Raw genomic sequence first — 22,168 nt, 5'->3', positions numbered from 1 at the left:
ACCTTCGCCAAGGCTTCGTGTGCGCGCTCTTTTTCTTTCAACTTCGTTGTGTGTGCACTCTGTAAGTAGTGTAAGAATGTGAGCACTTCCTTCGCTTTCAATTGACATGTTTTTTACTTCGATCAAAAAACAGAGAGAGAAAAATGTATTATGTCTATATCATAAAAAGTGAGGCAGAAGATTGGCGTTATGTTGGATTTACATCTGACCTTCGAAATCGTTTTGAAGATCACAATAATGGCAAAGTTGCATCCACAAGAAATCACCGGCCATTTAAATTGGCAAGCTACATAGCTGTTCAGGAGAAGAAAACCGCTCTTGAGCTTGAGAGGTATTTTAAAACCGGTTCAGGAATAGCCTGGATGAATAAGAGATTGCTGAGTAGTTCAAGTCCTGCCTGATCTCCGAAGCTTTAGCGGAGGAGATCCGGGCCTCCTACTTCGCTGAAGCTACGAAGGACACGCTCTACTTCGCCATCTGCTTCGCAGATCAAGAAGGCTTCGATGTGCGCACTACTTGCATTGCAACTTCATTGTAATGCATTTGTAGCTGTAAGTAATGATGCGAGCACTTCCTTCGTCTTCAATTGATATGTTTTGTACTTCGATCAAGAAACAGAGAGAGAAAACCAATGTATTATGTCTATATCATAAAAAGTGATGCAGAGGATTGGCAATATGTTGGATATTACATCCGACCTTTGAGAGCGCGTTTGAAGGATCACAATAATGGCAAGGTTGCATCTACAAGAAATCACCGTCGTCCATATACTATTGAAAGCTACATAGCTGTTCAGGAGAAGACAACCGCTCTTGAGCTTGAGAAGTACTTTAAAACCGGGATGAATTCAGGGCAAAATTGCCCCTTTATGCACTTATAAACCTAAAAAAACTTCAGAACGAAGCGATTGGCTCACTTGGTGGAAAAGAAAGATGAGGTAGATAAGGAAATCGCGAGAATGAGGCGCAGATTGCCGTATTAAACCCCAAAAATTTAAACTATCCATTTCTTAAAGCCCAAAAGTTTAAATTTTCATCCTCTTAAAACCCGAAAAGTTAAATTTCATTGGCATATCCTCGGATAAACTCTCAAAAGCCTAATTATTTGCTTGATATGGAAATGAAGAACTTTTTTAATACGTTCTGAGTATAAGACACACTTACATTTGTTATATTAAGTGTTCAAAAAAAATCAGAATCATGCATTCTTTGAACAACATAGCGTCTTACATCCTCAATAAGTACAAAGGGGAAATCACACCAATGAAGCTCCAAAAGCTTCTATACTATGTAAAGGTATGGACACTTGTTGCGGATAAGAAGATGATTAAATCCTCAGATGCGTTTTATGCCTGGAAGCATGGGCCGGTAAATCCATCCATCTACCACATGTATAAGCAGTATAAAAATAACCCCATTCAAGATACTCCAAATTACATACCTCTCTCAAACGAAGAACGAGATATGGTCGATTTTATACTGGATAGCTACGGGTTTTACAATGCCATTACGCTTTCTAAAGCCACTCATGCTGAAGATCCCTGGATCAACAAGAGAGAAGTAAACGGAAGAATTACTGATCAGGAAATTCTGGATTATTACGTTCATGAGTCATTTGCGAAAAACTTCCCTTTGAACCAGAATCAGGGTTACTATCCACCCAATACGATTTCGCATTATGCATTTATCTTTGATATGGATAAAACAGATAAAGCTTCGGAAATCATGTTTGATTCTATTGAGGAATATAAAAGTCTCTTCTCTAAAGCTTCTGAAGACTACAAATTCCTCATCAATCAGATGAGCTAATTTTGGGTGATAGTACTGAATTAGAGCAATTAAGAGAGTTAATTGAGCTGTTCCCTGCCAATTATGCATTGGATGCACTAGAAGAAGCAAACAGAGTTGCCCGTACTCGTTTCGATGCGATGGATAATGAACTTGTCCCATTGATATCGAAGATGGCACAAACTACTTCAGAATTTGGAATTAAGGAGTACATCAGTTTTTGCCGGTCTTTCCATTCTATTATTTTCAAAGACATCATATCCATCAATGGAGAATTCCGAAGCAGTGACCACGATGGTTCCGGATCAGTTTACTTTGGCGGCCAGAAACGTCAGGAGCTTAGGTCAAGGTTTACCGGTTCTAATCCTGAAAATATTGAAGCTGATCTAAAAGAAGCGTTTAAGCACCTTTTGGCTTTTGAAAGTGACACGCCGGTAGATGATGCTCTTCGATTCTACCAAAAGTTTGTGTTTACACACCCTTTCTACGACGGCAACGGCAGGGTTGCAAGACTTTTCGTTAATCTCTACCTGCTTGCTTACGGAAAGTTCATTGACTGGAAGAACCTGCAAGACAAAGGAAAATTTCTAAGTAAACTGAACTACTACCACGAAACCGGCAAAGAGGAGCACTTTACATGGTGGGCAAAGGTTTGCTACAAATTTGTCTACGATATTTCGGACGAGGATGAGAGGTAAATTCTGTCTTTATATTACCTCCTATATTTTTTTAAATAAAAAAAGGCTTAATTCCCATTTACTCATTGTAAACGAACCGGGTGAATTCTGCACAAGCCCCAAACACCACCATCGCTAAATCATCACAACAAAACTACCCACCTTCTCTCATCTCCCGCCGGCGCATCGGCATCCGGTCGATGACGCGAAAGAGTTCTTCGGGTTCCAGAACCTCATCCTTGTTAAGTTTCACGCCGCCGTCTTTTCCGATCAGGAAGATGGAGTAACCGTTATCCTGCGGACTAAGCCTCTCGCGAATACTTTCGGCTGAGGTGTCCGATATCACTTCATCATTCAGTTTTGAGCACTCCTCATCGAAAACGGAGATTAGAATCAGGTCCCGGTCGCGTAGTTCGTCCTCAAGATTAGAAAACTTCTCCATTTGGGTTTGATAGGATTCATCATCTGAATCGGGCGAAAAGAGTACGAGTATTCTGTTTTCCCACCGGAACTGATCGAGTGAAATGTCTTTTCCCTTACACGTGGAAGAACCTTCCTTCTGCGAATCGCCGGTGTTTGTCTGTGCCATTGTGAAAAAAGGTAGTAAAGTGAGAAGGAGCAGCTGTATCATGACGGCCCGGTTTTGAAGGTTTGAAAATTACTTGTCCGGTTACGAGTAAAAACAAGCAGGAGATATCAACCCGTTCCTTATGTGTGTTTTTCGATTAATAGCGGAAACTATATTTAATCATTTTAAGACTCTAAGGTCATGTCAGTTTTAACCCCTTCCCTCATAATCTCCACCAGCCTCCAGCTGAGGGTGTGGCGGTCGAGCATCAGCCGGCAGTATTCACTCTTCCTGGTTCTGACGGTATAGTGAAACTGCAGGGATTTGCCGTGCCTCTCCTGGTGCATCATCCGGATCTCCCGCACTTTATAGACCTTTCCATTTTTCCGTTTGAATCGAATCGGCCGGATTCTTCGAAGCACATCACCGGACGGTTCTCCGGTCATTAGGATGAGTACGTTTATCGGTTCGTGGCGGTCTGCAATCATAGGGTCGATCTGTTCGTTCATGGATTGCTTCAAACATAGATCGCGTACATGACAGCATGATGTCATCTTCTTTTGAGTTCGAACTTTTTTACCCAATTTCGTCCGCTGATACTGTCCAAACGAATTCTCAACATTTATGATGCAGGATTTGCAATTAGGTGACTAAGGGATTCAATTTTTCAAGAACTGAACTCTCCGGCCTTGATTGGTGGAAGGATTAGCATAATTTGCCCAGCCGAAATGATCGCTTCCTGGGCACGGTTTGCCCGCGCGAAGTGTACACGAACAGCAATCGCTGCCGGGGAGCTTCTGAGTACTTTTGGCGGTCCAAAGTACTCCGCGACTACATGGATACGCAGATCATTCAATATTCTGCTGCGTTAAAAAGAGGCTTGAAAAGGACTGCTTAACTGTTTAACTTAGGCTTCCGCCATCTTGTGAGAATACCGCAGAATGGTGAATTCGGCGGGCTTCAGTACTGACATCCCGATTACGATGATCATCTTGCCTTGCTGAATATCTTGGGCAGACATCGTTTCGCCCAGACCCAGTTTCACAAAGTAGGCATCGTCGGGTTTGGCGCCCGCCAGCGCACCTGCTCTCCAGAGCGTATTGAGGTAGTTCTCAATCATGGCTTTTATTTTCGTCCATGTATTGGCATCGTTGGGTTCAGTCACAAACCGCTCGGTAGCTTTTTTGACCGACTCCTCCACCATGTTGAAAAAACGGCGCGCCGGTATGTACCGCCACTCATTATCGTTTCCGGCCAGGGTCCGCGCACCCCAAACCATCACGCCCCTGCCCGGGAAACTGCGAATGGCGTTGATCGACTTGCCGGACGCTGTTACATTCAGATCGTTCTGATCAACATTGCTAATGACCACCTGCGGAGCCACTACACCGTTTAGCGATACATTGGCCGGGGCTTTCCAGACTCCCCTGGAGTGATCCACCATCGCATACACGCCGGCAATGGCACCGCTCGGCGGCAGGGTCAACTTTACGGAGTCGATCTCTTTTTTGATCTGATTGTACTTCATCATATATGTACCGTCACTGGCGTGATAGAGGGATTCTTCCTTTTTCTCACCGTTGGCGGAGATCGTTTCATCGGAATGGCGCAAAACCTTTACATGAGGGGCATCCTCAACCTCCACGTCGATCTGATCCTGACTGTATTGATAAGTCATTATGGTTTTCAGATTGGGATAGTAGGCCGCGCCAAACATCAGGTTGTTCGAGCCGATGCCAAACCGGAACTCTTCGGCTGACTTTTGAATGGGATTGTTTGCTCCGGCCGCATGCTTCACATCGCAGATCAAAAAACGGTCTTTTCGGGCGGCGCACTGTGCGAGGGCTTGTGTATAAAGATCGTACGGGTTTTCATAACCGTCGGGGAGAAGAATAAGCGTAGGCTCGTCCAATTTGCCCAATAATTTCAGCCCTTTTTCCAGGTCGCTGTTCTGAATGGGGTCATCGTAATTCCCGGCCGAAATGATATAGCAGTCAATGCCGCCGTTGTTGAAAAACAGTTGGAGACTGTAGTAGAGACGGTATTTTGGCGTGTCGGGGATAACCGGCGAATCAATGGATCCGTCATGATTTATTTTGAACCTGCCGATTTCACCGGCGGCCCCGCCAAATAGATTTTGGTACTCCACCATCGAGCGAATTCGCATCGGCTCGGACGGACCCTTCTCTGTATAGCCGATAAATGCGGGAATCGCGGTTTCCACCTGTTTGACGGATGGCGGGAAGGAGGAGCTCTCTCCAATATAAACCCCCGGTGTTCTATATTTTGACATAATGAATCTCCGTTATCTTGATTTTTCTTTAAGGTGCTTTTTAAACCTGTCCGAACTGCTACAGTCTCACTCTGTAATGGAAAGACAATATGAATATATCAAAATCTTGTACTTTACCTACAAAACAGGTCAATGATGGAAATAACTCTTCAGATATACCGTGCAGCTTCTCAGTCATCTAGATGGAAAAATTTAGCTTTTTCCCATTAATAATTAGCATTCTAAGTGTATAATATTATTTTTCTATTGGCTGATTAAAAAAACATATGTCTATCAAGAATGAACCAAATCGAAAAGATCACGAAAGCAATTCTGAAATTTCGGGATGAACGGGACTGGGAGCAGTTTCACAATGAGAAAGATCTGGCTGTAGCTTTGAATGTTGAGGCGGGAGAGTTGCTGGAGCTTTTTTGTGGAAAGACGCAGAGGAGAGCTGATCCGGATAAAGTCCGTGAAGAGCTGGCGGATGTGCTGAACTACTGCCATTCTGATTGCTGAAAAGTATGGATTGGATATTGAAAAGATCATGCTCGAAAAAATAAAGTCCAATGCAGAAAAATACCCTGCGGATAAAGCAAAAGGCTCAGCAAAAAAGTACTCTGAACTCTGATCTATGATTGTATATAAATCTACAAAAGAGAGTTTTACCGCTGATGTTGAAACAGGTGCCGTAGAAGAGGTCATTGAGGCAAAATATAATGCTGCACTGAACCGTGGAGTCTCAGCAAATGAAAAGCGCTCCTGGCAGAACTCAATGATGTATATGAATACGGTTCTGACAGATTATGAAATTCCTCTTGATGCCGGGGTTACCATTGAGATGCAGATTCCGCAAACATCGAAAAGAATTGATTTTATCATTACAGGTAAGAATGAATCCAAAAGAGATCATGCTGTAATTGTTGAGTTGAAACAGTGGGAAACGGCTGAGAAGACCCGGCTGGATGGCATTGTAAGAACCTTTATCGGGGGCGGGAAAAGAGAGGTCAGCCATCCGTCATACCAGGCGTGGTCATATGCTGCGCTTCTGAATGATTTTAATGAAGCGGTTTATGATGGAGATATCCATCTGAAAGCCTGTGCATATCTTCATAATTACAATTCCAACGGTGTATTGGATGATCCGTTTTACGAGGATCATACAGAGAAGGCACCGGTTTTTATGAAGCGCGATATTACGAAGTTGAGGGAGTACATCAAGGGTTTTATAAAATATGGCGACAGCGATAAAATAATCTATCGCATTGAACATGGCCGTATTCGTCCCTCCAAGATGCTTGCTGACAGCCTGAGCTCGATGCTGAAAGGCAATGAGGAGTTCATCATGATCGATGAACAGAAACTCGCCTTTGAGTATGTGATGGACGCTGTTCTGAATCGTAAAAAAGGGGAGAAGCGGGTTGTCATTATTGAGGGAGGACCCGGAACCGGAAAGTCGGTGGTGGCTATTAATTTGCTGGTGAAGCTGACGGCTGAAAACAGGTTTGTCAGCTACATTACAAAAAACTCCGCTCCCCGAACAGTCTACGCTTCTCTTCTGACCGGTGACATGAAAAAGAGTCATATCAACAATCTGTTTAAAAGCTCAGGTTCATTTACGGATACGGAACCTAACCTGTTTGACGCCTTGATCGTGGATGAAGCGCACCGACTGAACGAGAAGTGCGGGAATGTTTCGGAACAAGGGTGAAAACCAGATCAAAGAGCTGATCTCGGCTTCCAAAACATCGGTCTTTTTTATTGATGAAGAGCCAAAGGGTTCATATTCATGATATAGGGGAGAACGGGAGAATCCGGAAATGGGCTGAAAAGGCCGGAGCTGAAATTATTGAGACAGAACTCAGCTCACAGTTTCGATGCAACGGATCAGACGGATATATGGCGTGGCTTGATCACGCCCTGCAAATCCGGGAGACCGCCAATACCGATCTGGAAGGAATTGATTTTGATTTTCGTGTACTGTCATCACCCAATGAAGTTTTTGATTTAATAAAAGTAAAGAACAGGGAAACGAATAAATCCAGGATGGTGGCTGGGTACTGCTGGGACTGGAACAGCAAGAAAAACCCGGATGAGATGGACATTGTCATCCCGGAGCATGACTTTGCCAAAAAGTGGAATCTTGCGGATGATGGCATGTTGTGGCTGATCAAGGAGGAGTCTATCAACGAAATTGGTTGCATTCACACCTGCCAGGGACTTGAGCTGGATTACGTAGGTGTAATTATCGGCCCGGACTTCAAGATTCGGGATGGTGAAGCAGTAACAGATGCCTATGAACGATCAAGCAATGACCGGTCAATATTCGGGATTAAGAAAATGATGAAAGAGGAGCCGGAAAAAGCCAAAGATCTTGCAGAAACGATTATCAAGAACACCTACCGAACCCTGATGAGCCGTGGGATGAAAGGGTGTTATATCTATTGTACGGATAAAGAGACTGAGGAGTATTTTAGGAAAATGGTTGTAAATATGAACGATACAAAAACTTAAGTCATATGTTTTTAAAACTAAATACTAAGAGGAAACTCAGAAACCTTTAGCCTAGGAGTCGACAGTCGGACTGGTGTATGAGTCAATGGACTAATTGAAAAGGAAATTGGGAGTATTGAGGGTAGTGTTAATGTCTAATCGTAACGCAACAGCACCTTGGAGCGGGTTCAGCCATCAGGGTAAAGTTGGCATTCTTGTGGCGTTGAAAAAGATCAATGAATTGAATCTTGAATTCGATGATGAACTACATACTTGATTACGAGCAAACAGGAAGATGTTAGAATTTTATTGGTTGGTGAAGTCAATTGAAGTCCATCAAGTTAAAGCACGAATTTCTGGAAATTGCGATAGGAACCTATACAAATGCTTTAGGGAATTTGATACCTTGTGATGGAGAATAATTATTTACATACAATTGTAGAAATCCGAAATTGGGATAACCTAACTGAAGAACAAAACGAACATGGGGTTTGAGCTATACGATTATGGAGACGGACAACTGTATTGCCCATTGTGCTGACATCCAAGAGAAAATAGTTGCCGAAATTCATCTGAATTCTACAGACCAGTCGAAGCCGAAGATGCGGACAATCAGGATTATCAGTATCGAATTTATGATACTTATTGGCAAAAATTGATGAATTAGTTAGGAAAGCCCACCATAATCAAGACTTACAATCCATTGAATTTCATTAAATGAATTACTACAGATTAATAACAGATAACCCGTATGAAATACAGAATTGAAATATTTAGTCTAAGAAGAGCTCTTATGAAAGTTTGAACAATATATCTATGATATTGATCTCAATAATGATCCTGAATAGAAGAAGAGTTATTAGGTATTATTAGATAGATAAAATTGAATCAATCTACTGTTTACCTGATAAAGAATTCGAGCAATTTTTAAGAAATATCAATCTCACATACAACAGGAGGATATGAAAGTAGGAACGTCAAATATTGATCAATTTTTCAGTAGCAATAGTTTTTCGAGTGTTTTTTTGGTTGTTCTACAGGATGTTAATTGATGAGGAATTAAATATCAACACTAGTAGTGTCCCATACTATCACAAGTCTAAAAAATACTGTACTTACAACAATTAATGATGATGAAAGAAGAATAATTAGGACACGCAAGAAGAATAATGGAATAATAGAGAAATTGACTTTCTCTGAATTTGAAACTGATTATTTAATAACAGAAAATTTTTCAGGTAAACTGGTTGAGCTCGTAAAACCAAATGAACAAGTTCAGCCAGATGAAGGTGAATTAAGTGACTCCAATAAATATACTAGTACCTAAGGAAATGACCTTTTATACCTAAAACATGAAGCCATTGATAAGGTTAAATAATTGATATGGAAGAGCTGATTCGAAAATTATTCAATGAATATGGATTTGATTGATCCAATTACTGAATGGAGGCTTCCTTTTTTTCAGAGGCCTGATGATGAACAAGTTGAGTACTATTTAGTTCATACATGTAAATTCTAATTATCTGAAATGGCTATTTAGAAACTGAAAATATCGAAGAATCTACTGAGCTTTTTTAATGAACAAAAAACTAAATCTTCAGATATAGAAAAAAATACCTCCCTTCTTGTTTTTGCTCAGGTTGAAAATTTGGATAAAGAAAACCACGATTTAGTTAAGCGTCATATTTGGAGAGTCGAAGAGGATGAATATTTCTTTAATAAGAGTGTAATTCTGTATGATGAAGCTTCTAAAAACCTGTTTCAAGGGAACAGTTCATTAAAAGACCAACTTAAGAATACTGTATTGGAGGAGGGGAAATTAGACGCTTTTTTGAAAAATAATTTTGACGACAAGCATCATTTCTTTTGTCTACAGTTATTTGTCAAAGTTCCTTTTTTAGAGTCACCAATGTTAAACCTGAAGAGTTTACAGACTTGCATTCCATCATTGATGATAGGTTAAATGAAAATCAAAAAATCTTACGTAATCTTTTGGACAGGTCCGTTTCAAAATGAGCTTTCAGAGATAAAAGAAAGCATTTTTAGATACTGATAATGAAAGTGTTGATGAATTCTTTAAAAAAATTTCCCCAAGATAATGAGACTGATTAAGTGCTATATAGAAAATTTTAAAGGTATAGATTCTAAACAAATCATCGATTTTGAAGGAACAGGATTAACTTTATTTGATGGACCTAATGGATATGGTAAAACTACGATTTTTGATACCATTGAATTGTGCTTAACAGGTCAACTTAATAAAACAAAACAGCGAAGTGATGTTACAGCAGATCGGTCAGATTATAGCAAAGCCTTTTTCCAAAATGATGACCAAGAGGATGTAATTTTAAAAGTTCACTTTCAAAGAGAAGACGGTCAGGATTTAATAATCATCCGGCATTTACCTTCTGAAAGTGAAGGAAGAATATCTAAACTGAAAGAGCTTTTAAACCTTATGATTCTCTAAAAGATGGAATTTTTAATACCTACAAGGGACAAGTTGAAAACTTTGACTCAAGATGAAGATTTTGAATCATTGCCACGACTAAGCCAACAAGAAATCAATCAGTTTTTTTATCCGAATGATGAGTCAATTAATCTAGCAAGAACTTACTTGTTGTTTAATTATCTACAGCAAGAGGAGAACATATTCTTTTCTAAAGAAATCAGAACATGAAAAAGGAGATGAGCTTAATTTTTTATTCAAGACAGATCAAGAAAATAAAAAGCTTGAAGATGTTAAAAAGCTTTTTAAGAACCTTCAGATGGAATCAAGAGAAAACCTAACAGAACAACTAGAAAAGCTAAAAAGTCAGCAAGAGAATATTGAAAATATCGAACATGAAGTTCTATTTACTTCACAGGAGTTGGACTTTGACAAAGAAAACCCGTACAAAAATAGCTCGCTTGGTGAAATTGATGGACTACATGAAAGACTTCTTAAAAAACTAGAGGACTTAAAAGATTTTATTCAAAACTTTGATTTGGAGGAATTTAAAAAATTCAAAGAGAAGAGAGACAGCTTCAGGAGTATCATCAAAACGAAGCATTATTAAATGCTTTTATTTTATCTAAATATATTAGATCCTGAGAGAGTTTGAAAAAATAGAAGAACTCAAAAAAGAAGATTGATAGATATTCTGCTTTCTTAGAATCTGAGGAAAAAGTAAGCAAAGTAGGCGACTTTTTAGAAGAATTTGAATTCGATGAAGATTTAGTCGAAGACTTCAAAACGAACAGAGACCTAATTGAATCATTACAGTCTGAAGCAGGAGAACTGGTATCAATAATTACTGACCTTAATGATCTAAGGGATCGTTTATTCGATCAATATCTAAAACTTAGAGATCATCGAACATGAAGATGAGGATGAATTAGCAAGTTGCCCCTTATGTGGAACTGACTTTGAATCAATTTCTATTCTGGAAGAATCGATTGATCTAGAAAAAAGAAAATTTGGTTGCAGCCCATAAAGGAAAAATTTCCAGAATCACTTCGCTTAAAGATGACATCATAAAAAAATACGTTCAACCGGTAAGTGAAGAGATAGAAGAATTTCTATCAAAATCTGAGCATAAGTTAGAAGAAGAGCTATATATCACAATTAAAGAATCAAAGGAATACGAGAGGTTTATTGATTGAGCTTAAATCATTTCTAGTATAGCAATGATATTGATTTAGAGAATTTCAAAATCTCGGAATTAAAAACTAATGATGAGCTTGAAGCTATCCTGGAACGTCTTAAAGCTATGTTTTCTGGATCTAATTGAGGATATAACAATAGACCAAGCTAAATTAAAGAATAGCCGATTATTTGCAGATTATTTTAATCAGAAATGAGGAGCTTCTTAGAAGAATTTGATAGAGATAGAATTGATAAAAAAAGGAAGTACCTCGAAAGTGAATACTATACAAGAAGACTTAGCTTTTCAGAAAAGCTAGAAGAACGGTTTACATTCTATTCAATTCAATAATTGAATGATATGAAGTTATAAAGAATATTATATGATGTTGAAATTAGGAACTTCAAAAAACGAATGGTTAGAAAAGGTTAAGGTTTCCTTTTCATCTGATTAGTGGTAAAATTTTAAAACACTATCCTCAAGGCATGGGGATATTTATCAATTTTAACGAGGGTAATAATAGTATTCGGTTTCTTGCAAATAATGAGTCCAGATCATGATGTGGTACATCATCTAAGCTCAGGCCAATTAGCTGTTGTTATCAATTGCTTTCTGTTCTAGCGCTTAATAAAGTCTATGACATAAGTAAGCAATTTCGATTTCTTAGCAATTGATGATCCTGTTCAAACAATGGATGACATTAATATCCATTCCATTGATTGAATTAATGAGGCATAGTTTTAGAGATTATCAAATATTGATGTCAACTCATGAGGATGATGTATCGCAGATATATTAGATTACAAATTCAAGAAGTTCAATTTTGATGTGAATCGTATAAATGTTCAAGAGCAGTTTTATTCCTAAGCTGTAAAAATTTTCACATCTCTAATACAAGACACTAATATAGCTCATATTCAATAGTGATTTTGGATCAATTACAGATACAGTTCATAAATGATCTATCTATTATTTAGCTTAATTGTCCCAATACGAATTTTAAATCTATGGTCGTAAGAGTATTGGACGCTAACTGAAATAAGAGATTAATATCTCAATATTGAATAACATACTCGATTCGATAAAGTTCCGAAGACGATTTTGAAAATTCTACATATATCAGATTCACATTTAGGTCTCCGATTCAAAAACCATCCAGAAGCCAGCGAAACACTGGCCCAGGCCCGGTATGATACTCTTGGAAAACTGGTTGGCATGGCTAATGAGCAGAATTCAGAGATACTTGCCATTGCCGGAGACCTGTTTGACCGAACAAGCATGAAGGTGTCCGACATTCAAAGAGCCGTTCAGGCGATCAATAAATTTGAGGGAAGTGTGGCCTTGGTACTGCCGGGCAATCACGACTATATCACCGAAGACAGTCAGCTTTGGGACCGGTTCAAAAAAGAGGCGGGCGAAAACGTACTGGTTCTGGATGAAAAGGAACCTGTGGATCTGAGTGAGTATGACCTGAACGCAGTGGTGTGGCCTGCTCCCTGCCACGCCAAGCATTCGGCAGAAAATGCGGTGGGCTGGGTAAAAGATGAAGAGAAAGACCCGGATAAGATTCATATCGGTATCGCCCACGGAAGTATCGAAGGTGTATCGCCGGATTTTAATCAGCAGTACTTTCCGATGACTGTTCGGGAGCTGAACAGTTCCGGCGTAGATATCTGGCTGATGGGCCATACCCACATTACCTGGCCGGAGAAGCCGGGGAAGAAAGATATCGTATTCAATCCGGGCACTCCGGAACCGGACGGTTTTGATTGCAGCCATGAAGGCCGGGCGTTTCTGCACACTGATTGATGACAACAAAACCATCTCAACGGAGATTTTGAGCACCGGAACGTACCGGTTCCGTAAAATGGAAAGAAGTCTAAATAGTGCCTCTGATGTAGATAAGCTTTTGGACGAGTTCGAAGATGACGACTATAACCAAACCATGCTTAAGCTTGCAGTCTCCGGCCGTCTGGAGCCTGAACTGTATGAGAAATGGCGGGAAAAGAGGCACAGCATCCGGGAGGCGGTTCTTGAACTGAAGCTGGACGATTCAGAACTTCGACGAAAAGTTACCGAAGAGCAGATCCGTAAAGAGTTTACTGAAGGGTCTTTCCCAGAACAGTTGCTCTCCTCTATTCCGGACGAAAATGAGGACGAACTGCAGATGGCCTACGAACTGATCCGTGAGGTGAAGCAATGAAGCTGAAATCGATCAAACTGCATCCGTTTGCCGGTATCCGTGATAAAATTATTGAGTTTGAAGACGGATTAAATGTTCTGCTTGGACCGAATGAAGCGGGTAAATCTACCATCTACCATGCTATCCTTAACGGACTGCTGACAACCACCTCATTGACAACCACCAAAGTGGAAAGTGAAATGGGACGGTTTTTCCCTGCTACCGGAGGGGACGTCATTCGTGTGGATCTGGAACTGCTGGATGAGGATAAAAATACCATTCGCATTCGAAAAGCCTGGAAAAAGGAAATCGACAGGGGAGTGCTTCTCTTCACCTCGCTGACGATACAGAGATCACAGACGAGGATAAGGTTCAGCAGAAAATCGAAGAACTGCTCCCGGTATCTGCGGCCACACTTCGAACGATCTTGCTTGCGGATCAGTCCGGCCTGCACCGCACCATTCGCGAAATGGAACAAGAAGATGGGGTCCGCAAAGAGCTGGGAGATATCCTGCGTCAAAATTTGATGGAAACAGGTGGCGTGTCGGTTGACCGGTTCCGTGAACTGCTGGACAATCGGTACGAAGAGTATTTCAAAAAATGGGACCGGGATCAGGACTATCCTGAGAATAACAGGGGTATCAGATAATCCATATAAAACGGGAACAGGGAAAGTTCTGGACGCTTATTACCAGAAAGAACAGCTCCGGCTGGACCTTGAAGAGGCCAAGAGGTTCGAAGATGAACTGGATCAGCTGAATGAACAGCTTTCGGTGTTGATCAACCGTCAAAAAGAGAAGAAGGAAGAGTTCGACAAACTCCAGCCGCTGAAAAAGGGATCAGCCAGCGGCAACTGCTTGAACAGACATTGGAAACGGCTAAAGCGAAGCGGAAAAACCTGCTTGAGATTAGTCAGCAGTGGCCGGTGATGGAAGATCGTATCAAACAGCTGAAGCCCAAACAGGAAAAGCTCCGGGAAAAGATTGAAAAGCTAAAAAAAGAGCAGACACTTGCTCAAAACAAGCAGAAGGCGGAACAGCTTCAGGCAAAACTGAAAAAGCTTGAAGGTTTAAGTGCTAAGGTTGAAGCGGCTCAAAAGGACGTAAAAGAGGCAAAGAAAATTGAGTCAGGTGATATAGATCAGCTGAGAGAACTTCGCTCGGAGATCAAAACCCTGAAAGCGCAAATTGAAGGCGCAAGACTATCATTGCGAATTACATCCGGCTCAGATAAAACAATAGAGTTCACGGAAAGCGGAAAAGAGGAGGAGCAGGTTGAACTTGCGTCCGGCAAATCGATTGAGAAAACGGCTTCAGGTGGATTTTCACTAAACATAGATGGCGTCAACGTAGAGGTGTTTTCCGGTGAAGGGGACCTGGAAAACACGGTAAAAGAGCTTTCTTCAAAGGAGAAAGAACTGCAGAAATTGCTGAAGAAACTGGACGTAGATTCGGTGCAAAGCGCTGAATCATTTGCCGAAATATATCGCCAAAAGAAATCAGATCTTGAAAGTGCAGAGAAACTCTATAACTCTGAACTGGACGGGAAAAGTGAAGACGCATTGAAGAAGGAGTTGGAAGAGCTTGGCGACCTTGACAAGGTTCGTTCGCTGGACGAGATCAGTGATGACCTCGTGGATGCGCAAACAGATCTTAACAGCCTTTCCAGAGAAGCGGATGAAGCCGGGGAGAAATTAGAGAAGTGGAAAGAGACCTATGAATCGGTAGAGGATGTGATCCTGGAACTGGCGGATCAATCGAAATCGATCAAGGATATCAGTGCAGAAATAGAACAATTGCCGGAGCTTCCCGAAGGGTTTGAGTCGGCCGACGAGTTTATTGAAAAAGTTGAGGCACTGGATCAGGATATCCGTGCCCTTGAAGCGAAGATTAGTAATCAAAAAATTGAGAAAGCGAATCTTGAAAAAGAAGCACCCGATACATCCTCTGAGGAGCTTGAAAAGATGCTGGAAGAAGCGGAAACTGATTTTGAACGGATTTACCACGAAGCGGAAACGCTGGCCAAGGTCAGGGAACGAACGTTTGATCTACTTGAATCGATGGATGCCAATACCTACAGCGGCCTGGAAGAGAGCTTCCTGAAATGGCTGCAGCAGATGGCAGGTAATCGATTTGATGCCATCCAAATGAACGGGGATTTACCGCAGACCTTTCAAACCGATGACGGCCGACCGCTCACCTATGAAATCCTGTCTCATGGTACCAAAGATATCGTGGCTCTTGCCTGGCGGTTTGCCCTAACCGAGTATTTTCTGAAAGATCAAACCGGGTTCATTGTACTGGATGATCCGATGGTTGATATGGACCCGAAACGGAGAAAGATGGCTTCAGAGGCGATTGAAGAGTTTGCTAAAAAGCAGCAGGTTTTGGTGATGACATGTCATCCGGAGCATGGGGAGATGTTAGGCGCTGAAAAATCAAAAAGGATTTAGATTGTCTTAGTTATTTCATAAAATCTATATTTTTACATACTCATAATTATAAACCATATGTTCGCTATTTGCGAACTTTTTTGTAGTTTAGAAACGTTTACTAAATGAAAGTTAACCTTATAAAGGAACATACAGTCAGAAATTTCGCCCAAAAGCATGCTGCTTCCATTTCTTCGTTTGAAAATTGGATAGATGAAATAAGAAAAGCAGATTGGAAGAAACCTGATGATATGAAAAATACTTTCAGCAGTGTAAAATTGCTCGGTAAGAGTAGTAGCAGAGTTAAATTTAATGTAAGTGGGAATGACTACCGGGTTATTTGTAAATATCTATTTGGAGATAATATCGTATTTCTGTTCGTGGTTTGGATAGGAACACACGCGGAATACACCGAAATATGTGATAAAGACGAACAATACACCGCAGAAAATTTTAAAGACTACGCCTAATTATAGAAACAATGGCTGACTTAACATATACCGTCATAAAAAATGAAGAACAGTACTATGAGTATTGTGAAATCCTCGAAGAGCTGGTATTCGGTGATGAGGTCGAAGAACGTGAAGATGAAATTGAACTTCTGACTTTGCTTATCAGAACCTGGGATGATGAGCATCGATTAGCTAAGGAAATGGACCCAGTTGAACTGATTAAATCCTTGAAACAAGATCACGAATTATCTCAGAACAACCTCGCAGAAATTGCTGGGGTAGGAAAAAGTTATATCTCTGAAATCCTGAATTATAAAAAACGGATGTCTAAGAATGTCATTCGAAATCTGGCCAACCATTTCAAAATTCAGCAAGAAGCTCTGAACAAGCATTACCGGTTGGAAGGCGAAGGTACCGAAGTTGAAAATGATCATGCATACTCAATTGCTAAATAAGTATGGTTAAAAAAAATGTTTTCCAGAGAATACAGAAACCGGCGCATTGGTGATTTCCTGAAAGAACTCCAGCTCACCGAAGGCCGTGCAACCGGTTTTCCAAAAATTTATGATGCCGTGAATCGAAACGGTTCTCCGGAACCAAGGTTCGAAACCGATGACGAGCGAACCTATTTCCTGGCGGTGTTGCCGGTTCATCCGGAAGTAAAAGACAGGGGCGAAGCTAGGGGCCATGCTAGGGGCCAAGCTGGAGGCCGTGCTACAGAAATTAGCCTTAATGATACTGAAAAGGCAATTTTGGAAATATTGGAAGGGGGGCCATGCTCAACGTCCGAACTACTCGAAAACTTGGGTTTAGAAAGCAGAACGGGTGCTTTTAGAAGAAACTTAAAAAACCTAATGGAGAATGGGTTGATTGAATATACATACCCGGATAACCCAAAGCATCCTGATCAAAAGTATGAGTTGAACAAATCATATTAATCAGCCCTCTTGAATAGAAACCGTCGGGATAATGTGGTTCAGAATATTCACATAATTATTTTCAATGAGTAGTGACGATCAAAGAGAACTATTTACATGGCAATGGCCACCTTCCGGAAAATACCCTCTAAATAATGAACTTGGCAGGGTTGGTGATTGGATCGAGAAAGATCTGGAGTCTTCAGATGAATTCCTGATTCTAACCGGTTTTAGTTCACTTGAATACCTGATTGAGCAAATCGGGGACGAGGAAAAATGGATGAATCGATCGGTATCCATTGTTTTGGGTAATGAGCCTATCATCAGGGAGGAGTTGTTTAAAAAAAGACTCTCCAAAAAGAAGAATAACTTCTCCTATCATATTGCAGATTATTGGCTTGAAAAAGGGATCTCCATAAAGCTGAATGGCCCGCTTCTTTCCCTGATCAAAGGAATTGAAGACGGTAAATTAAATTTTAAGATTCATCCGGACTTACACGGAAAAGTTTATGTGGGTGATCACCATCTTACGATGGGGTCAAGCAATTATTCCTATTCAGGGATGATGAAGCAGGCTGAAATAAATGTGCGTTATGAAAAAAGTGATCCTGAATACGATGAATTAAGTGGGATAGCCCGTCATTATGAGACAGAAGCAAAGGAGTACAACGAAGACCTGCTGGCCTTGCTTAGAAAATTACTTCGACTGGTAGATTGGGATGAGGCCTTAGCCCGTGCCATTGCAGAGTTGTTAGAGGGTGGATGGGTTGAAAAATATTTTAAGGATTTGCATCCCGGCATGGCATTTAACTTATGGCCTACTCAACGTCAGGCAATCGGCCAGGCTTTGTTCATATTGGACAATGAAGGAAGTGTGTTGATTGCGGAGCCAACAGGCTCCGGAAAGACCAGGGTTGGGGCACACCTGCTTGCTGCCCTTTTGAACCGTTTTTGGCAACAGGGGCGCGGAAACAGGAGTAAATACAAAATTATTGCTCCTCCACTTGTCCTTGACAATTGGCAGGACGAGCTGGACAGGCTTTACTTTACTGTGGCAAGCCCGATATCCCACGGGATCTTGAGCCATTTAACAAGTCCAAAGAATCAATCCCACCTTAAAGATATTCAGGAAGCTACAGTATTGCTGGTAGATGAAGCACATAACTACCTGAATATGATGTCCAATCGATCTCAGACGATTAAAAATAATAAGGCTGACCATGTGGTTTTATTTACCGCCACCCCGATTAACCGGAAATGGAATGATCTGCTTCGAATGGTTGAGCTGTTAGGCCTCGATAATCTATCGGAGACGGCCTACAAGGCTTATAAAAAGCTAAAAAGATCTCGCAGCGGCTCTCAGCCCAGCCAGGAAGTACTGGAACATCTCAAATCGTATTCTCAAAAATTTATTGTCAGAAGAACAAAGCGGGAGATTAATGATATTATTGACCGAAGACCTGAGGCATTTAAGGATCAGTTTGGCAAGCTCTGTCGATTTCCAAAACATGTATGCAATATTTATCAGGTAAAGCAGGAAGATCAAGATGTTGAAATTGGAAAAAGAATCGATCAATTATGTCGACAATTGAAGGGGATACTTTATTTACAGAAAATAACATTGACCAAAAGACAAATTAGAGAAGGAACTGATCCTCAAAGCTATGTAAATGGTCAAATAAAATCTGCTCCAGCACTATCACGCTATAATATCAAAAACTGTTTACGTTCATCAAGAGCGGCACTGATTGAACATATTTTGGGCACGAAAAAGGCCTGTAAGTGGGCCGGAATCGGGTCCATTCCTAAAACAGCATCAGGCAATATACTGTCAACACTAAAGGAGATAGATGGACTACCTAAAATCAAAAATATTGATGATAGTCATTTACCGGATTGGCTAAGAGATAAAGCGTTGTATCGTAATGCTGTTGATGAGGAAATTAGATTACTGGAAGAAATCGTTGATTGTGCAAAACAAATGAGTGATCGCCGGGAACGATCGAAGGCACAATTCTTGACCGATTTGGTATCGGATCAAAGTCACATATTAGCTTTTGACGGTATTGTTATCACACATTATGTGATAGAGCGAATCTTACAAGATTATATGTCTGAAAAAGTCACGTTAGCTATCGCTACAGGCAGCCAGAGTAATAGCGGGAAAGATGAAATTCAGGAATATTTTCATCTTGCATCTGAAAGTAAATCAGTCATAGGTTTGTGTACCGATGCCTTATCGGAAGGCGTGAACCTGCAGAAATCGTCAGCAGTAGTATTCCTGGACATGCCAACCGTTATTCGAAAAGCCGAGCAGAGAGCCGGAAGGGTAGACAGGCTGGATAGCCCACACGAGAAAATCGACATATTTTGGCCTGATGATCACGATGTATTCAAGCTGGAAGCAGATCAAAAGTTCATAAATCGTCATGATCTGGTAAGTACTGTAATCGGTTCCAATATTTCAGTTCCCGAATCATTCTATACGAATGGCAGTGATAAGATTGCCCCGGAAGAGATGAAGAAACTCTATGAAGAACGGCAAAAAGAGGATAAAGAGTGGGGAGGTGTTGATGATGCGTTTAAGCCGGTGAGGAAGTTTGTAGAAGCAGACGGATTAATTGATCCGGAGCTTTACGAGCAATACAAGGACGTTACTGCAAAGGTGTTGTCCCGAATAAGTATCGTTGGTTCCGATGAAAGTTGGGGCTTTTTTGCAATCAAAGGAACGGAAAAAAGAGCTCCTAAATGGGTATTGATTAAGAGTGAACGTGAACTAATCAGAGACCTGCCTGAAATTTGTTCATTTTTGCGATCCAAGCTGCCAACCTGTTCCAACATTAAAACCAGGTCAAAACATGTTGACAAATCTGTCAATAAATTGGTGCAACTTCTCAATGAAGGTCAGCTTCAATTACTTCCGAATAAGAAAAGATTGTCGTTAGTAATTTTCAAAGAATTACTGCAAAACTGGATCAAAATTGAGCAGCAGAAAGATGACCCGGATAAAAGTCTAATAACGATCTACAAGAACTTTCAAGATCTCTTTAAGGATCATTTCAGTTTGATGGGAAGCTCTATTGACTGCTATGAGTTCAGTCAGCTTTGGCTTGATCTGCTTCACCCATACTTTTCTAAAGCTGAAGAAGCCCAAACAAACCGTCGGGCAAAAAACATCAGTAGTCTCAGAGACTTAAAAAAGTGGTTAAAGGATCATCCGGTTGCTAAAGAAGACCTGGAGCAGTTATGGGGAAATCTTCCTACTGATGAGCCTTTAGACAAGCAAATTGCATCTGCGATTATAGCGGTTTCAGATGAACAGATCTGAGATAATACTAAAGACGATTCAAACAATTAATGAACCATACTAGCATCGATTTTATAGGAGATATTCACGGTTATGCGGACGAATTTGAGAAATTTTTAGAAAAAAATTGGTATTCGAAGAGGGGGAAGGCGGGGAGGCTATTTCGGTCAAATGGTGCCACTTTCCGTGAGCGGAATTAGCGTTTAATTTTTATTAATTCAAACATTTTTTCTCTGAATAATTATTTCAGATCTCTCTTGATAAAGGGGGTGGCAACTGATACTTGCTGCCCTTTTTTATTTAGATACAGCCTCAACTCCTCTCAATGAAATAAGTAATCTTCATGCTTTTCGGCGTTATATTTGCTCAAAGTATTGATATCTTTTGCGTTAACGGCAAGATTAGATTAATATCGGTTATTCAGAGTGCAAGAAGTGTTGCCGATAAGTACATTTTCCAAAATTACTAATAGCTGATCTGGATTGGATTATTAGTAAATGCAAAAAAAGCAACTAAGATGCAGTTCCAGGAGAGAAATAAGAATTGTCAAAAAGTTGAGAAAAAACTTACATAAATGAAATTTGAATCATGTTATACTCAATCAAAATATCGCCCGTATTAAGAAATCAATCTGCAGTTACAAGACTTCTTACACGATTACTTGGCCCTGAAGAATCTGATAAGGCACGGAGGTTGACGCAAAATGGAGGGGTTGTATACCAAGGACTGAATGAAATAATGGCTAATCATCTTGCTGACCAACTGAGAGAATTAGGTGTTCATGTTGAGATCATAGAAATGAGAGAGTCTGAACCAAAGAATGGATACAAAATTACCCTTCAGGATGCAGGAAATAAGAAAATAGCTGTAATTAAGGAGATTCGGGAAATTACAGGACTGGGGCTGAAAGAAGCTAAAGAGCTGGTTGATACTCTTGGGGAAGTAGGTATTTATAACACTAAAAATGAGGCGGAAGAAGTTAAAATAACTCTCACTGCCGCCGGTGCTAAAGTGAACATTGAGGAAATTAATAATAAGAAGCCTGAGCTAACTGAGAGTGTGGTGTTCGTTGCCAAAATTAATGGTAATCCTACTAAATTTGTAATAAACTTAGATGGTGATGTTACTGATTTTGATAGAGTTAATGAAATTAAATTTGGTAAAGAAATCGATTCTGATATTAAAACGAATACATTGTTCACAGTTTCAGTTTCAGATGCTGATATGTCTAAACTGGAAGGATTAATGATGACTGTGAAATACAAGTTTTAAATCATTGTATTAGTTGGCGTACCATTAAAAAACTTTGTGAATTATCAATTGTTAACAGCAATTGAAAAGTACGATCCGATCAGGTTTTATGCACGCGTATGAACTTGCTCGCAAACCATAAACACAACGTCTGAAGTACTCCCCATCATTTAGCCCATGGTGTCCGCTTCGTGGACTTTTGTTTCAG

At 40.5% G+C, this 22,168-nt stretch carries 22 protein-coding genes and 1 pseudogene; 20 read left to right on the top strand and 3 right to left on the bottom strand.

Annotation, left to right across the window (positions count from 1 at the left end; genetic code table 11):
• Nucleotides 1-143 precede the first annotated feature (143 nt).
• From U5K35_RS16830 to U5K35_RS16815, 4 genes are all read left to right on the top strand, one after another.
• Nucleotides 144-401, top strand: coding sequence for a GIY-YIG nuclease family protein (locus tag U5K35_RS16830; protein WP_322572669.1), 258 nt, complete (start codon nt 144-146; stop codon nt 399-401).
• 230 nt (nt 402-631) lie between these two features.
• The gene (locus tag U5K35_RS16825) at nt 632-880 is read left to right on the top strand and encodes a GIY-YIG nuclease family protein (RefSeq protein ID WP_322572668.1); all 249 of its coding nucleotides are present in this window, start codon (nt 632-634) and stop codon (nt 878-880) included.
• Nucleotides 881-1,262: 382 nt separating this feature from the next.
• Nucleotides 1,263-1,808 carry a Panacea domain-containing protein gene (locus U5K35_RS16820; protein ID WP_322572667.1) on the top strand — a complete coding sequence of 182 codons (546 nt, stop codon included), beginning with the start codon at nt 1,263-1,265 and terminating at the stop codon, nt 1,806-1,808.
• A 2-nt stretch (nt 1,809-1,810) separates the two neighbouring features.
• Nucleotides 1,811-2,485, top strand: coding sequence for a Fic family protein (locus U5K35_RS16815; RefSeq protein WP_322572666.1), 675 nt, complete (start codon nt 1,811-1,813; stop codon nt 2,483-2,485).
• 133 nt (nt 2,486-2,618) lie between these two features.
• On the opposite strand, the gene U5K35_RS16810 is transcribed toward U5K35_RS16815, so the two are convergent.
• The 3 genes from U5K35_RS16810 to U5K35_RS16800 all read right to left on the bottom strand — a co-directional run bounded on the left by U5K35_RS16810 (nt 2,619) and on the right by U5K35_RS16800 (nt 5,325).
• Nucleotides 2,619-3,095 carry a DUF4174 domain-containing protein gene (locus U5K35_RS16810; protein ID WP_322572665.1) on the bottom strand — a complete coding sequence of 159 codons (477 nt, stop codon included), beginning with the start codon at nt 3,093-3,095 and terminating at the stop codon, nt 2,619-2,621.
• Nucleotides 3,096-3,217: 122 nt separating this feature from the next.
• Nucleotides 3,218-3,586: a hypothetical protein gene (locus U5K35_RS16805; protein WP_322572664.1), complete on the bottom strand. Its 369-nt coding sequence runs from the start codon at nt 3,584-3,586 to the stop codon at nt 3,218-3,220.
• A 353-nt stretch (nt 3,587-3,939) separates the two neighbouring features.
• Nucleotides 3,940-5,325: a phage tail sheath family protein gene (locus U5K35_RS16800; RefSeq protein ID WP_322572663.1), complete on the bottom strand. Its 1,386-nt coding sequence runs from the start codon at nt 5,323-5,325 to the stop codon at nt 3,940-3,942.
• Nucleotides 5,326-5,604: 279 nt separating this feature from the next.
• Between U5K35_RS16800 and U5K35_RS16795 the strand changes: the two are divergent.
• From U5K35_RS16795 to U5K35_RS16720, 16 genes and pseudogenes are all read left to right on the top strand, one after another.
• Nucleotides 5,605-5,935 (top strand): annotated as a pseudogene (locus U5K35_RS16795) (nucleotide pyrophosphohydrolase).
• A gap of 3 nt (nt 5,936-5,938) precedes the next feature.
• A complete protein-coding gene (locus U5K35_RS16785; RefSeq protein ID WP_322572661.1) occupies nt 5,939-7,015 on the top strand; it encodes a DNA/RNA helicase domain-containing protein in 1,077 nt (358 codons plus the stop codon).
• A 53-nt stretch (nt 7,016-7,068) separates the two neighbouring features.
• Entirely contained in the window at nt 7,069-7,818 is a 750-nt protein-coding gene (locus U5K35_RS16780) for a DNA/RNA helicase domain-containing protein (protein ID WP_322572660.1), read from the top strand.
• 1,522 nt (nt 7,819-9,340) lie between these two features.
• Nucleotides 9,341-9,760, top strand: a complete 420-nt coding sequence (locus tag U5K35_RS19830) for an ABC-three component system middle component 1 (protein ID WP_416221659.1) — start codon at nt 9,341-9,343, stop codon at nt 9,758-9,760.
• A gap of 135 nt (nt 9,761-9,895) precedes the next feature.
• Complete coding sequence (locus tag U5K35_RS16775; protein ID WP_322572659.1) at nt 9,896-10,264, top strand: AAA family ATPase; 369 nt, start codon at nt 9,896-9,898, stop codon at nt 10,262-10,264.
• Nucleotides 10,265-10,562: 298 nt separating this feature from the next.
• Complete coding sequence (locus tag U5K35_RS16770) at nt 10,563-10,853, top strand: hypothetical protein (protein WP_322572658.1); 291 nt, start codon at nt 10,563-10,565, stop codon at nt 10,851-10,853.
• Between the two features lie 1,668 nt (nt 10,854-12,521).
• Nucleotides 12,522-13,229, top strand: coding sequence for a DNA repair exonuclease (locus U5K35_RS16765; RefSeq protein WP_322572657.1), 708 nt, complete (start codon nt 12,522-12,524; stop codon nt 13,227-13,229).
• Nucleotides 13,186-13,623 carry a hypothetical protein gene (locus tag U5K35_RS16760; RefSeq protein WP_322572656.1) on the top strand — a complete coding sequence of 146 codons (438 nt, stop codon included), beginning with the start codon at nt 13,186-13,188 and terminating at the stop codon, nt 13,621-13,623. The genes U5K35_RS16765 and U5K35_RS16760 overlap by 44 nt, the downstream gene beginning before the upstream one ends.
• A complete protein-coding gene (locus tag U5K35_RS16755; RefSeq protein ID WP_322572655.1) occupies nt 13,620-14,129 on the top strand; it encodes an ATP-binding protein in 510 nt (169 codons plus the stop codon). Before U5K35_RS16760 ends, U5K35_RS16755 begins: the two co-directional genes overlap by 4 nt.
• Nucleotides 14,130-14,150: 21 nt before the next feature.
• Nucleotides 14,151-14,531: a hypothetical protein gene (locus U5K35_RS16750; protein ID WP_322572654.1), complete on the top strand. Its 381-nt coding sequence runs from the start codon at nt 14,151-14,153 to the stop codon at nt 14,529-14,531.
• Nucleotides 14,471-16,054: a hypothetical protein gene (locus U5K35_RS16745; protein ID WP_322572653.1), complete on the top strand. Its 1,584-nt coding sequence runs from the start codon at nt 14,471-14,473 to the stop codon at nt 16,052-16,054. Before U5K35_RS16750 ends, U5K35_RS16745 begins: the two co-directional genes overlap by 61 nt.
• A 104-nt stretch (nt 16,055-16,158) precedes the next feature.
• Nucleotides 16,159-16,503 (top strand): type II toxin-antitoxin system HigB family toxin, encoded by a 345-nt coding sequence (locus U5K35_RS16740; RefSeq protein WP_322572652.1) that lies wholly within the window; start codon nt 16,159-16,161, stop codon nt 16,501-16,503.
• An 11-nt stretch (nt 16,504-16,514) separates the two neighbouring features.
• Nucleotides 16,515-16,940 (top strand): helix-turn-helix domain-containing protein, encoded by a 426-nt coding sequence (locus tag U5K35_RS16735; RefSeq protein WP_322572651.1) that lies wholly within the window; start codon nt 16,515-16,517, stop codon nt 16,938-16,940.
• A gap of 15 nt (nt 16,941-16,955) precedes the next feature.
• A complete protein-coding gene (locus U5K35_RS16730) occupies nt 16,956-17,423 on the top strand; it encodes a Fic family protein (protein WP_322572650.1) in 468 nt (155 codons plus the stop codon).
• Between the two features lie 64 nt (nt 17,424-17,487).
• A complete protein-coding gene (locus tag U5K35_RS16725; protein WP_322572649.1) occupies nt 17,488-20,730 on the top strand; it encodes an SNF2-related protein in 3,243 nt (1,080 codons plus the stop codon).
• Between the two features lie 567 nt (nt 20,731-21,297).
• On the top strand, nt 21,298-21,981 hold the full coding sequence (locus U5K35_RS16720) for a 50S ribosomal protein L7/L12 (protein ID WP_322572648.1): 684 nt from the start codon (nt 21,298-21,300) through the stop codon (nt 21,979-21,981).
• The last annotated feature ends 187 nt before the right edge of the window (nt 21,982-22,168 follow it).

It is taken from the genome of Rhodohalobacter sp., from assembly GCF_034521535.1.
GTDB lineage: Bacteria > Bacteroidota > Rhodothermia > Balneolales > Balneolaceae > Rhodohalobacter.
This window is presented reverse-complemented; position numbering and strand designations above follow the sequence as displayed.

What these genes read in the sequence shown, in the direction of transcription:
- U5K35_RS16830 (WP_322572669.1), top strand. Translation starts at nt 144, where the DNA reads ATGTATTATGTCTATATCATAAAAAGTGAGGCAGAAGATTGGCGTTAT.
- U5K35_RS16825 (WP_322572668.1), top strand. Translation starts at nt 632, where the DNA reads ATGTATTATGTCTATATCATAAAAAGTGATGCAGAGGATTGGCAATAT.
- U5K35_RS16820 (WP_322572667.1), top strand. Translation starts at nt 1,263, where the DNA reads ATGAAGCTCCAAAAGCTTCTATACTATGTAAAGGTATGGACACTTGTT.
- U5K35_RS16810 (WP_322572665.1), bottom strand. Translation starts at nt 3,095, where the DNA reads ATGATACAGCTGCTCCTTCTCACTTTACTACCTTTTTTCACAATGGCA.
- U5K35_RS16805 (WP_322572664.1), bottom strand. Translation starts at nt 3,586, where the DNA reads ATGACATCATGCTGTCATGTACGCGATCTATGTTTGAAGCAATCCATG.
- U5K35_RS16800 (WP_322572663.1), bottom strand. Translation starts at nt 5,325, where the DNA reads ATGTCAAAATATAGAACACCGGGGGTTTATATTGGAGAGAGCTCCTCC.
- U5K35_RS16785 (WP_322572661.1), top strand. Translation starts at nt 5,939, where the DNA reads ATGATTGTATATAAATCTACAAAAGAGAGTTTTACCGCTGATGTTGAA.
- U5K35_RS16780 (WP_322572660.1), top strand. Translation starts at nt 7,069, where the DNA reads ATGAAGAGCCAAAGGGTTCATATTCATGATATAGGGGAGAACGGGAGA.
- U5K35_RS16775 (WP_322572659.1), top strand. Translation starts at nt 9,896, where the DNA reads ATGAGACTGATTAAGTGCTATATAGAAAATTTTAAAGGTATAGATTCT.
- U5K35_RS16770 (WP_322572658.1), top strand. Translation starts at nt 10,563, where the DNA reads ATGGAATCAAGAGAAAACCTAACAGAACAACTAGAAAAGCTAAAAAGT.
- U5K35_RS16755 (WP_322572655.1), top strand. Translation starts at nt 13,620, where the DNA reads ATGAAGCTGAAATCGATCAAACTGCATCCGTTTGCCGGTATCCGTGAT.
- U5K35_RS16740 (WP_322572652.1), top strand. Translation starts at nt 16,159, where the DNA reads ATGAAAGTTAACCTTATAAAGGAACATACAGTCAGAAATTTCGCCCAA.
- U5K35_RS16735 (WP_322572651.1), top strand. Translation starts at nt 16,515, where the DNA reads ATGGCTGACTTAACATATACCGTCATAAAAAATGAAGAACAGTACTAT.
- U5K35_RS16730 (WP_322572650.1), top strand. Translation starts at nt 16,956, where the DNA reads ATGTTTTCCAGAGAATACAGAAACCGGCGCATTGGTGATTTCCTGAAA.
- U5K35_RS16725 (WP_322572649.1), top strand. Translation starts at nt 17,488, where the DNA reads ATGAGTAGTGACGATCAAAGAGAACTATTTACATGGCAATGGCCACCT.
- U5K35_RS16720 (WP_322572648.1), top strand. Translation starts at nt 21,298, where the DNA reads ATGTTATACTCAATCAAAATATCGCCCGTATTAAGAAATCAATCTGCA.